We start from the raw sequence: 12,155 nt of genomic DNA on the forward strand, positions 1-12,155 counted from the left end.
GGGTGCATTTTTGAAATAAATATGAGTTAATTCACTAACCTATGTTGTTTCTGCAGTCTGGTGAAGCCTTAAAGGACATGTCTTTTAGTTTCTGTCGGGGAGGACTTACCCTTCCGAGCTGCTATTAGTCTTTTGCAATGGAAACTATTGAAGGGTTGCATTAAATTTCCGGTGCAAAATTGTAGATATATTTATATTTTCCTGTTGGTGACGTTCGTGGACGAGAACTTCAAATAGAACCATTGTGTGCTTCAAGACCTGTTGTTACGGTGGCCTCGACCACAACAGGTGCAGCCCCTCGTAGTACTTCGAGGTGGCTGTTTTGATAGGAAGGGATTTCAGTGACCGTCTCATCGAATCTTAGGAACGGCTTGGCCGGACTGCTGGCTGCAGCCGTGGTAATTACAGGCACCGTAGCCCCAGTAGCGAATGCACAAGAGTCTGATCCTGATGTTCAAGGCCCGCTGGCTTTGGCTGAAGCTGTGTACTACGACTCCGAGGCAGATGAATTCCGGCTCAATGAAGACAAAATCGATCATGATCGCGTCACCGCAGCTGAGATCGACGCAGCTGAGTCTGAACTAGCAGGTCTGTCCGATGAACAGATCGATCAGGTGATTGCTGACAATGGCTACGATCCGGAACAGATACGCCAGCCTGATAACTCTGGGGCATCCCTTCGAATCGCTCCCGCAATTATATAGGGAGGGGTTGCTCTCATTGGCATTCTTACTGGTGGTGGCTTGATTTTCTATGCCATGTATACGTCACACGCAGAGAAGAAGAATCTAATTGATCAGTGCTACGATAACGGCGAAACCCGGTCATTGATAGCCGCGACTCTTCCGGTGTGGAGGGCACCACTGACTCTGGGGCAGCCAAGCACGCGGGAGGATACCGGTTCGAATGGCAGAAGCAGATACAGTCAAGACGGAATCCCGAGCAACAGCACCCATGGTGGTTACCGCAATTATCGTGGTGGAGATGTTCCTATTGCTGCTGCTGTACTTGGGGCTGAGCCGCTATTACAACGCGCAGGAAGTCGAGTCTCTGATTGAGGGGGCTAACGCTAACGGCCAGAGCTATTCCGTGGAAATCCACAACGGTCTCACCGGCAGCTATTCCTTCAGTTTGAACTAACCGGTGGTGTCTTAAAAATAGGGAGCGCCCGCAAAACCTGAGAACTCGTACTGGACCAATATCTGGGCCCGGTACGAGTTCTTATTGCGCTATAAGCTCTCGGGAGAAAAGCTAACTAAACGTTGTAGTAGAGCTCGAATTCCTTCGGTGATGGGCCTTGGCGTAGGGGTTGGATTTCGCGGTCGAATTTGAGGCGGGCGTAGGCGTCGAGAAAGTCTTCGCTCATGACGTTGCCGGCTGTGAGGAAGTCGTGGTCTTTCTCGAGGGCATCGAGAGAGGCTTCCAGTGAGTGAGGGACGCGGGGGATGTCTTTGAGCTCTTCGGGGGCGAGCTCGTAGAGGTCTTTATCTACTGGTTCGCCGGGTTCGATGCGGTTTAAGATACCGTCGATGCCTGCCATGAGTTGTGCGGTGAACGCCAGGTATGGGTTGGCGGATGGGTCGGGCGCGCGGAACTCGATGCGTTTGGCGGCAGGATTATCACCGGTCAGCGGGATGCGGATGGCCGCGGAGCGGTTGGACTGGGAGTAGGCCAGGTTTACGGGGGCCTCGAAACCCGAGTAGAGACGACGGTAAGAATTCACCGTCGGGTTGGTCAAAGCCAGGACTGCCGGCGCGTGTTTGAGAAGGCCGCCGATGTAGTAGCGGGCGACATCGGAAAGCCCGGCGTAACCGGTCTCATCATAAAACAGTGGCTTGCCGTTCTTCCACAGCGATTGGTGGGCGTGCATGCCGGAGCCGCCATCGCCAGCCAATGGCTTAGGCATAAAGGTCGCGGTCTGCCCGTGGGCCTCGGCGGTGTTGCGGACAATGTACTTGAACGCCTGCATGTCATCGCCGGCGTGCAGCAGATCGGAGTACTTGTAATTGACCTCCTGGATACCGCCCGTGGCCACCTCATGGTGGAAACGCTCGATATCGAAGCCGATTTTCTCCAAGTTGTAGACAATGTCATCGCGCACCGGGATGGTCTTGTCATAGGGTGCGACAGGGAAGTAGCCATCATTGATGCGAATCTGGTTGCCGCGGTTCGGACTGCCATCCATCATGGTTTCCTCGCCCGAGCGCCACCAGCCTTCATCCGAATCAACGTGGTGGAAAGAGTGGTTGACGCCGGAGGAATAGCGCACGGAATCAAAGACGTAGAACTCCGCCTCCGCGCCGATGGAACAGGTATCCGCGATGCCCGTTTCCTTCAAATACTCCTGAGCATTCTGCGCGATGGAGCGCGGATCACGGCTGTACGAGGTCTGCGAGAGCGGATCCCGGACAAAGAACTGCATGTTCAAAGTCTTGTGATCACGGAAAGGATCGACATATGCGGTTTGTGGATCCGGGACCAAAATCATGTCCGATTTATCTACCGTGGCGAATCCAGGGATGGAGGAGCCATCGAAAGCAAAGCCTTCGCTGGCAGTTTCTTCCGAGAGAAGGCGGGCAGGCACAGTCAGCGCGTGCTCAGCGCCGAAAATATCGCTGAAACGGATATCCAAATAGCGCACCTCCTCAGCCTGAATAAAGTCGATTACTTCTTGGACTGAGAAAGCTTTAAAGCTCACTGTAAAAACACGCCTTCGTGTGTGAATTGGGGTTGATTGTTGATACGGACGAATTAGGAAAGAGCTGGGCTATCCCACAAATTCAGTGGAGTGCCGAGCTTCTTTACCAATGCCTGTTCATAGACATCTGTAGCCCATGCTACGTCTTCTACCGGCATGCCGCCGATGGAATAGAAGAAGATTTCCTCATCATTGGTGCGTCCCGGCTGATTACCATCTGCAATCGCGCCGATGTTTGCAATGTCAGTTTCTTTCAAAGTGCCATCTTGAACCAAGTCCCACCAGCGGTTACCCGGGATGCCCAGCAGGCGCTCATAGGTGACATCCGGGCCGTTCTCATTGAACCACTCGGCATACAGACCCTTGTAGTCCACGACCAGGCGGGCTTTGCCCTCAAGGATGAAGTCATCATCAAAACGTGCCGCTGCCGGAGCCAAAACTAGCGCGCCGGGCTTGAGCCAATTCTTATTAAAGTACGGGAAGCCCATGGGGCCATCCTGCGAGGTAGAGGTGCCAGCGATGAGAATATCGGAATTCTCAATCGCTTCCTGCTCAGTCTCCACGACGGTGAACTCAATGCCCGGGTGCTGTTCACGCAGGTAGGTTGCGGTGCGCTCGGTGGAAGCTGGGGTGCGGCCCTTAATCTTTACGCGCTTAATGGAAGGACGCTGCGTCAATGACGATGCCAAAATGGTGCGCGACATGACACCCGGCCCGATGATGCCAACTTCTTCGGCGTTTTCTACCGCCAGGTGCTTAACACCGACTGCTGGGACTGCACCGGTGCGGTACGCAGAAAGCAAGTTGGCAGACATGATGGCCTTTGGTGCGCCAGTGACCGTGTCATTGAGGACGAAAACGTGAATCGAGCGCGGCAGATCATGCTTACGATTCTCAGCATTGGAGCCGTACCACTTCACACCAGTGTTGTTGAAGCGTCCGCCAATATAAGCCGGCATCGCCATGAAACGACGGTCCGGGCCATTAGCTGGCATACCCTCGTGCTCCGGCTCATCGGGGAAGTTAATTTGTGCGCCGTGCGAGTTCGCAGATGCCCCTGCCATCCGGTAGTCACCTTTATCGAGGAGGATGAGCGTTTCTTCCATGGTTTCCACGCACTTGGCGGTATCGGTTACGCCGGCGTCGATCATGTCCTGCTCGGACAACCAAATGAGGTCAATCTGAGTATCAGCTTGCTTACTTGCGGTCATAGGCTCACTTCCATGTGTTGGGCACATCTGCGAGCAATTGAAACTGCAAATTGTTTTGCTGACCCGCTGATGAGCGACTGCGTATCTGAGGTCTACGTCGGCGAGCCTATAGAAGTCTGACAGGAAATGTTTCGGGTACCTTCAGATTCTCAGTGTTCTGAACTCGTGAATATGGTGACTGCTCACTGCCTTTGCCCGAACGGGCGGTTACAAATTCGTACGCTGCGGAAATGCCCCATAGTGGGGGTGTTGCCTGTCGTGAAAAGCATTGGACCGAATTGGTCGGTTCTGATGCCATGGTTAGAAATTTTGGGTGACGAACGCGTTGAAAATAGATTGATTTTCCCATTCATCAAGACCGCGCAAAATTCTGATTCTGGAGAAAACGGGGTTGGAAGCACTACCCCCGTTCCGTAAAGGCGTTCGAGAATGGCTGGTGTTCTTACGCTTGACCCAGCTTTCGCTTCAGGTAGACGGGTCGAAGAGGGGCGGACAAGGGGTTTCGGCCTCGTTGGGGAAGAAGCTTCAGGGGAACAAGGGCTCTGAGAAATCGGCATTATTGGGCTTAGGGGAGAGTTTTTAACATGATTATGTTCGGTAGTGTTGGTCGAAATTCTGAGATGTGGAGAGAATGTCGCCTATCCAGGCTAGATTGACTGACTAACCGCACAATCTTTTGGCGGAAAATGCAAAAAGAGACAGAAACGTGGAATGAGCAAATGACAGATAGGCAAGTGGTTCGCTATCGAGTAACGGTGCCAAGAAATCTGATGCGAAGAATTGAGCAAGATAGAGCAGTTGGGCACAGGCTGCTTATGGCTTTGCTTGTTCCGACGGCCTTGGATAAGTCCTCACCGCGTGAGGCTGCAAAGCTGCTCTGGGCGATTGTTTCCCCGGATGAATTGTTGGTTAGCTCCGGGGTGAGATTGGAATCTACCACCGATGTTGCAGTGGAAGAGGTGCCTTTTAGTCCAGTATTTGAGCAAGAGAAGGATTTCCAGGTTGAGGGAATGGTGGAAGTGAGTCACACCCCAACTTCGCGCGTTCCCGATGAGATTTGGAATCTTCCGAATCGTCCTGCGATTCGAAACAAGCGAGTCCCAGTGCCAGATGAACAGGTACAGGATTGGTTGACAAAGAAATTGGAGCGCAGTGGATTGACTATCAAATCCTGGAAGGTGGTAGCGACGAAGAAATTCAAAGCACGAAATTTGAACTTATCTGGCGCGCAATTCAGTGCAGTTGTGAACGTGATTGATGCAGATAAGGCGAATTCGGCCCTTTTTCAAGGCTTCGGGCGATCGAAGAATTTTGGATGTGGGCTACTTCAACTGGAAAAGATTACTTAACGCAACGAAAGTTGCAGCCAAATGAGAGGAAAATGATGAGCAATTCAAATCAGAACATGTCATTTAATAATTACGTGGCGGTTCGGTATCTGGGAGATTTGATTCCGACTGGTGGACGAGGAACCCCGGTTGCACCGCCGACGTACATTGGCCGCGAAGAAAAAGCTCCTGCCTTTGCTAGTGCGGATTCGCATCCGGTTCCAGATTCTCAAAGTGGGTACCGGGCATACCTGACAGATGACAATGGTGCATTCATTCACCGTCGTGCGGTCGTCATCAATTCTTTAGGGGCGGAGGCAGGCCTCATTGAGCAATGCATTCTCACGAACTCCCATCGGCTTGGAATCGAGCTGCCTGGTTTCTACTTGACCTCTGAGAACATTTCAGATGAACAATTGGAAAAGATTGCGGGAGAGGCAATCAAGAAGTTTGCAAAAAGCGACAAAAAACAAACTCAGTACACTGCATCTGTCCTTGCGCGTGCATTGCGGAATGATTTGGAATCAGCAAATGCCAGCAATTGGACTGCTGCGCACCGTCATGTTGACAGCTACATTCGTCACGCAGAGGTAGACGGAAAACAGATTTGGGAAAACCCAGAAAGTGAGCATTACCAGTTCATTTCGGAGGCGTCTGCGAATAAGGCAGAATTTCTCTTTCGCTACTTTCCAGGGTCAGCGCTTTTCGGATTCTGGCTATCGTCCGTCGCTCAACGTCGTCATAAATGGGCGCGTGCGTTATCTTCCACGGTAATTGGGTACGATGCTCAGCCAGTGTCTTATGGCGCAACCAAGGGAGACTTGCTCGGTGGCATTTCTACAGAAGTGGGGCTTAAACGTGATCCAAAGACAGCAGCCATGATTCCAGATTCCAGCAAGAATGGAAAGCCATCCGCGGTTGGTTTAGGGCTGATTCCTAACACTCCGACACCACAGGTATTCGCATGTGACAGCATCTTGCGCCGTGCGTCAATCTCACTGACTCATCTCAGACACCTACAGCTCTCAGACAAGCAGTTGGCGGAAGACTTTCCTCAGGCAGCGGAACAAATGGCAGAAGTTTTGGCCTGGTTGGGTATATTTGGAATTCTTGCTGCTGCACGGGAAGGATTCTTACGCTCCGGCTGTGATTTGGTCACAGGGAAAGCCAACAGTGGTTTCGAATTGGTCGATTTCGACGGGGAAACGACCACTTTTGATATTGAATTGGAAGGCGCTATTGATGGATTCAAAAAAGCCTATGCAGCGCTTCCTGACGCTCTGAAATTTGCCGAGCCAGTTCGCGCCAATTTCCCAGAAGTAATCGTCACCGCCCGCGCTCTCACTCTTTTGGAGGAGTCTAATACCACGAAGACTGATAAGGAGTAGCAGTGAGTTTGACAATCTCAGCTAACTTTATCGCCGGAACATATTCTGGTCATGCTGAGTCTGGCTCAGCATATCCACCATCGCCTGGAAGGTTGCTATCGGCATTAGTCGCTGCAGCGGCACATTCTGATGATCAAAAGCGTGCTTGGAAAGTGGTTGAAGAGATCTCGGGAGCTCAATCACCGCAAATCATAGCACCACCAGCTTATTCCACAGGAACTAGCAGGTCTTTTATGTCGGGACCGATGTCGGTTCCCGCAGGAACAAAGGCAGAAAGAAAAGTACTCAGCCCCCAGCACATGTTCGGAGAACGTGGAGGAAAGGTTGAAAAGAACGTTAACGGGCACTTCACAATTACAGATAAATTGTATTTTGTGTGGCCAAGCCTTGAGCTTTCATCAGAATCCGAGGAAACGCTAAGGAGATTGTGTTCGGAAGTGCCCTATTTGGGGCGGGAAATGGACCTTGTGCTTTTGAAGATTTCAAAAGCACCTCTTGTCTCATTGCAAAGAGAGCTTGCCGCTTCACACACCATTTTTGCACCCACACCAGGAGGTGGAACAAAGCTACGGTCAGCCAGTCGATCGTATTTGGATTGGCTAGTAGAGCGCTACAATTCTAAGTTCAGTGACGCTGGGCGCGAACCAATTGGAGTTGATCACCGTGTGCGATTGGAAAGCTATGCTCCAGCTGTCCCAGTCGCAGATGGTGGGCTGAATCTTATCTGCATTCCATTTGCTCGTCCTACAAAACTAGAAAGCGCGCTGCGAGTCGTCCGTTTGGTTAAGAGCGGAACTGACACGGGAGCTTTTGTCCTGGCAAGAGCAGGAAACCCACATTTGGATGGTTCAGCAGTGGGAATGGGTGTGCTTACTCGTGAGGGGGTTGAATTCGATCCTGAATTCAATTTCGACTTACTCGGGGAAGACCGAGGCACTGCGTCCCTGCAACCGCGATACTGGATGCGTTCTGCGCACTATTGGATGACTGCAGTTCCTTTTATCGCGCACCCTGATAAATGGGTGGCGTCTCAGCAGGTGCTTGCACGAATACCAGAAGCAGAGATCCTTGAAATTTCCTCGTCACCGATTCGCCCGAGCCAGCAAAGACTCGGTGTAGATGACCAGCATCGAGCTTGGCATATTTCATTGAAGACTCCTGAAAAAATTGCTGGTCCGCTGCTTCTCGATACAGAAACCGGAAGCGGTGTATTGATGCCAGATTACCGATTGGAAGGAAAACTTGATGTCAGGGAATAGTGTTTCTGACATGGGGGCTGACGCGACGGCCGCAGGCACCTCAACGTTCCCAACTTTTGAGGACTTCTACGGCGTTGTCCATGGGTATCCACCATTTCTTTGGCAGGCACAATTGGCAGCCCAGGTATGGGAAGAACAGTCGTGGCCAGACCAAGTCGCTGCTCCCACGGGCGCTGGCAAAACGTCCACTTTGGATATTGCCATTTGGGTACTTGCACGCCAGATCCACGAGCATGGGAAAGAAGGCAGATCCTTTCCACTCCGGGTTTTTCTTACGGTGGAGCGACGCCTTGTCGTAGATGATGCTGAGACACACGCAAAAAAGATTTCAGTTGCCATTGAAGAAGATTCCGCGTTAAACCCCATAAAAGAAGCGCTGCGTTCATTGCTTCCGGAAGATTGGGACCAAGGCGTACTTAACGTAACTTCGCTTCATGGGGGAAAACCAAGCTCCCGGGATTGGTTGAGACCATTCGGTGCTCAAATCATTACCTGTACAGTTACGCAGCTCGCATCTCGAACTCTGTTTCGCGGGGTGGGTGTCGCACCGGGATCGCTGCCATTACACGCTGCATTAACAGGTGTAGATCGGCTGATATTAGTTGATGAACCGCATTTAGTACCAGCTACCGTAAAGATGTGGCGGGAAGCCGAATCGATCCAAAGTGAATTTGAAGAAATTCTGCCACTGGGCCAGACCATCGTCTTAGGGGCGACAGTCCCGCCTTATTTAGAGGGGCACGCATTCGTCGGCAGTTTAATTGGTGATCCGTCACCGGTAGCGAAGGCTAAAGTTAATGCTTCCAAACCCGCAGTGATTGTCACGGTGGATACTCCCAGCACGACCGTGGACAAAATAGTAGCTGCAACTTGCGAGGCTTGGCTAAACAGAGATGGGGACGGCGGTGATGGCATAATCGTAGTTGCAAATACGATTGACTCTGCTGTGCGCATCAGGAATGGTATTGCCAAAAAGCTGCAAAAAGATCAGGATCTCCGCTTGCACCTATTGACATCCACCATTCGGCCCTTAGATCGTACATCCATTGAGTTCAGCAAGAATAGCATCGTCGTTGCTACTCAAACGATTGAAGTAGGAGTCGATCTGGATGCGTGTGCCTTAATCACAGAGCTTGCTTCTTTACCAGCCCTGGTTCAGAGGTTCGGGCGATTTAATCGTTCAGGATTACGCAAAATTGTAAGAGCCACCATAGTAGCCAACCCGAATGATGAGCCGTCTAAGGCTATTTATGGGGAGGAGCAACTGTATTCAACGTTGGACGTGCTGGAGCGCACTGCAGTAGACGGCTTTATTGATCATTTCGGCGCGTTGGAGATCCCCTCTGATACTTGGGAAGACGAAGCGCGGACAGTAAGTGTGAATCCGTTCTTGCCTCGGTTGACTGCAACACGACCTACGGCACTTGCTCCGTGGGAGGCGTTGGCTTTTGGACCAGATCGTGTTGACCGGGCAAGCATCACTGTAGCTTGGCGGCAAAACTTAGATATTCTCGACCAGAATCAAATTCTTCGGGAGGAGACAATTACTATCCCTCTCTGGGCAGCGAAGAAGTTTGTGACCTCGGGAAAGGGCGACGCGAAGTTCTCAGATACGACCGCTGGGGCGCCTCGGGAAGAACCGGCAGCAAGTATTCGAGTTTCTTGCCGTATTCGGCGAGGCGAAACTTGGGTTCAACCGAGCAGTAGCGATGAACTGCTTGCCGATGCCATTTTGGTGCTTTCAACTACTGCTGGTGGGTATAGTCTCGAAAACGGTTGGACGGGTGTCGGGGCCAAACCCGATCAAGAAGTCGAGGATCACTCGATGCTCGCAGTGCTGAAACGAGGACAAGGCTACTTTGACGCCGGAGTGTTGCTTGGGCAGAATCGCACACTTGAATTGCTTGAGCTTGAGCAAGATTTGCTTGAGCACGTCAAAGTCGAGCTCAAAGAGAAAATTTCAGAACTTGAACTGGATAACAGTCTAAGTATTTCCGGCAGGTTTGTGGCAGTGGGGCGGGAAACGGTTAAGAAGGACCATGGCTCTCCCGTTGGTCTGGCAGACCATAGCCTTCAAGTCTCGGAGACTGCCGAAGAATCTGCTTGCCTAATTGGGCTTTCCGATGAACTTGTTTCAACTCTCCAGGAGGCTGGTCTGAAACATGATTTTGGAAAAAGTGATACCAAATTTCAGCAGCATTTCAACAATTTTGTTGATGAACCATTGGCAAAACCACGCGGGTCGATTTTGGCAGCTAATAGAGGACTCATGCCGATTGGTTGGCGTCATGAAATTCTCTCCGCCCAGTCAGTAAGCGGTGAAAACGTCAAGGCAGCACTAGTTAGGTATTTGATTACTACCCACCACGGCTGGGGAAGGCGAATAACCAATCATGCAGGAAAGATCCTTCTTTCTACCAACCAATATGAAGAACTCGAGAGCATTTTTGGACCATGGGGACTGGCGATGCTGGAGACTACGCTTCGAATTGCCGACCACATGTCCTCCAGTAAACCTAAAAAGAAGGGGCTTAAATGGGCTGACTTAGATGTGTTTTTTGCACCGGAGAAACCTGATACTGAGCGTGACTACGTCAGTCTCGCAGGTATGCGCCCATACTCCTTAAACATGTTGTTCGGCGGAATAGGTGCGCTGGCTGCGGCAGGACAGGGAGCGTGCTTCCGCGTCAGAGAAGGACTTGTGCAGATTTCCGCGAGCGCAGACATCGTTTGGGATTCTGAATCGTGGACTAAGGTCCTTGACGCTATGGAACTCGGCGCACAGGGAGTTGAAGGGGAATTCGGCAAGATCGTCAAGAAGAACAAATGGCGAACCCATTTCCGGGAACAAATGCTAGATATCGCTCCAATGATGGAATCTATGCTCTTTGATGCCCAACCAGAACCTCAAGGCGGTCGGTTTTATTCTTTGCCGATCCACCTACGAAACGGAAACCCCTTCGGGATCTTAAGAACAGAAGATCCTGATGCACGTGTAGCTTCCTTGTTTGAGCCAGACTCGCCGCAGGTGCCTGGAAAGCAGAATGGTGGGTTGGATACTTCTATAGAGACTCGCTTAACAGGTGAGACCGAATTCCTTTATTCAGAACATCATCTGGCATGGTCCATTGCCGGGATGGCTGCTTTAGGAATGCCACCTTCGGAATACGGGGTCGGGGTAAGTCAAAATGAACTTCGAATTCCTGTGCCTGATTTTTGGGTGACGTTGGATGAGCTGCGAGACCTATTTATTACTCCGGTTCCTGCGGTTCCAGTGCTTCGTTGGAGGTCAACAAGCACGTATGCTTCTCAGCAAGTCAAGCTCTGGGAGCCAATTCTTAGCGCCGACAAATAATATTTAAATCCCATGTCGGAGGTGGACACCAAAATAGCGAATCAGGTTAAATGAGTAAGCGATACTCTCACGAACTCAAACCTCGCTGCTCTAGAAAGGAGACCTGCCTATTGAACAAGTTGCATCAAAACCACCGTCTGGGGTTGTAAAATAGCAGGTCGGGAAGTCTTTGCCCCGCACAGGCGGGGATGGTCCTAAGCCCGATATTGTCACCGACACAATCGCTTTCTTTGCCCCGCACAGGCGGGGATGGTCCCATCAAAGAGCTGTCCCACAAGAAAAACTTGCCCTTTGCCCTGCACACGCGGGGATGGTCCCTCATAGCAAGAGCGGCCAGCGAACGTCACTAGCTTTGCCCCGCACACGCGGGGATGGTCCCACCCTCGACGCTTTGCGCGCCTTACCTACAGACTTTGCCCCGCACACGCGGGGATGGTCCCAAGGTGGAAACACGCAAGGAAGGCAAGGTTGGCTTTGCCCCGCACACGCGGGGATGGTCCCATTGACGGTTGCTTCTGGCAACGCCATTTCTACTTTGCCCCGCACACGCGGGGATGGTCCGGGACTAGTGGCGCGGTCTTTTGCTTCGGAGAGCTTTGCTTCATACGCGGGGGAATGCAATGACAGGTTGAAGATTAACTTTCATCCGCTAGAAGACGGAATCGGAGGAGTTACGGGAGAATATAGATTGCCATTTGCCCCACAGTTGTCGGCTTAGATTCAAAAATTGTCGTCGGTTCCAAGGCACAACAGTTAATTGGGCTGCTGTACAATTGGTAGCTCGCGTCCTGCGTTTGCGGGAATGATCCAATGATTATGTTTGGTGTAATCAAATTTTCTTGATTTGCCCCGCACACGCGGGGGTGATGTTAATCAGTTGATAACTTCAAACTGTGCGTTCGAGGGATTCACAATA

The 12,155-nt window shown here is 51.4% G+C and carries 8 protein-coding genes and 1 CRISPR repeat array; of the genes, 6 read left to right on the top strand and 2 right to left on the bottom strand.

All coding sequences use genetic code 11. From position 1 onward, the window contains the following. Nucleotides 1–341 precede the first annotated feature (341 nt). Nucleotides 342–704, top strand: coding sequence for a hypothetical protein (locus CCASEI_RS15435; RefSeq protein WP_225868444.1), 363 nt, complete (start codon nt 342–344; stop codon nt 702–704). A gap of 202 nt (nt 705–906) precedes the next feature. Then, a complete protein-coding gene (locus CCASEI_RS04845; RefSeq protein ID WP_051461190.1) occupies nt 907–1,140 on the top strand; it encodes a hypothetical protein in 234 nt (77 codons plus the stop codon). Nucleotides 1,141–1,255: 115 nt separating this feature from the next. Here CCASEI_RS04845 and glnA read toward each other — a convergent pair whose 3' ends face one another. Then, nucleotides 1,256–2,698 (bottom strand): type I glutamate--ammonia ligase, encoded by a 1,443-nt coding sequence (glnA, locus tag CCASEI_RS04850; protein ID WP_025387312.1) that lies wholly within the window; start codon nt 2,696–2,698, stop codon nt 1,256–1,258. Between the two features lie 53 nt (nt 2,699–2,751). After that, nucleotides 2,752–3,909, bottom strand: coding sequence for a tyramine oxidase subunit B (locus tag CCASEI_RS04855; RefSeq protein WP_025387313.1), 1,158 nt, complete (start codon nt 3,907–3,909; stop codon nt 2,752–2,754). Between the two features lie 686 nt (nt 3,910–4,595). Between CCASEI_RS04855 and CCASEI_RS04860 the strand changes: the two genes are divergently transcribed. Genes CCASEI_RS04860 through cas3g form a run of 4 tightly spaced genes read left to right on the top strand, consistent with a single transcriptional unit; the run spans nt 4,596 to nt 11,239 of the window. Beyond that, nucleotides 4,596–5,258 (top strand): type I-E CRISPR-associated protein Cas6/Cse3/CasE, encoded by a 663-nt coding sequence (locus CCASEI_RS04860; protein WP_081748466.1) that lies wholly within the window; start codon nt 4,596–4,598, stop codon nt 5,256–5,258. A gap of 32 nt (nt 5,259–5,290) precedes the next feature. Next, the gene (locus CCASEI_RS04865) at nt 5,291–6,625 is read left to right on the top strand and encodes a type I-G CRISPR-associated protein Cas7 (protein WP_169731177.1); all 1,335 of its coding nucleotides are present in this window, start codon (nt 5,291–5,293) and stop codon (nt 6,623–6,625) included. A gap of 2 nt (nt 6,626–6,627) precedes the next feature. After that, complete coding sequence (gene csb2, locus CCASEI_RS14715; protein WP_081748468.1) at nt 6,628–7,884, top strand: type I-G CRISPR-associated protein Csb2; 1,257 nt, start codon at nt 6,628–6,630, stop codon at nt 7,882–7,884. Nucleotides 7,885–7,894: 10 nt separating this feature from the next. Further along, nucleotides 7,895–11,239 carry a type I-G CRISPR-associated helicase/endonuclease Cas3g gene (gene cas3g / locus CCASEI_RS14395; RefSeq protein WP_225868458.1) on the top strand — a complete coding sequence of 1,115 codons (3,345 nt, stop codon included), beginning with the start codon at nt 7,895–7,897 and terminating at the stop codon, nt 11,237–11,239. 167 nt (nt 11,240–11,406) lie between these two features. Then, a CRISPR array of direct repeats spans nt 11,407–11,802; the repeat unit is 30 nt; unit sequence CTTTGCCCCGCACACGCGGGGATGGTCCCA. Nucleotides 11,803–12,155: the final 353 nt, after the last annotated feature.

Source organism: Corynebacterium casei LMG S-19264, assembly GCF_000550785.1.
GTDB lineage: Bacteria > Actinomycetota > Actinomycetes > Mycobacteriales > Mycobacteriaceae > Corynebacterium > Corynebacterium casei.

Bases quoted from the DNA above. Each gene is read 5' to 3' on its own strand.
- CCASEI_RS04845 (WP_051461190.1), top strand. From the start codon at position 907: ATGGCAGAAGCAGATACAGTCAAGACGGAATCCCGAGCAACAGCACCC.
- CCASEI_RS04855 (WP_025387313.1), bottom strand. From the start codon at position 3,909: ATGACCGCAAGTAAGCAAGCTGATACTCAGATTGACCTCATTTGGTTG.
- CCASEI_RS04860 (WP_081748466.1), top strand. From the start codon at position 4,596: ATGCAAAAAGAGACAGAAACGTGGAATGAGCAAATGACAGATAGGCAA.
- CCASEI_RS04865 (WP_169731177.1), top strand. From the start codon at position 5,291: ATGATGAGCAATTCAAATCAGAACATGTCATTTAATAATTACGTGGCG.
- cas3g (WP_225868458.1), top strand. From the start codon at position 7,895: ATGGGGGCTGACGCGACGGCCGCAGGCACCTCAACGTTCCCAACTTTT.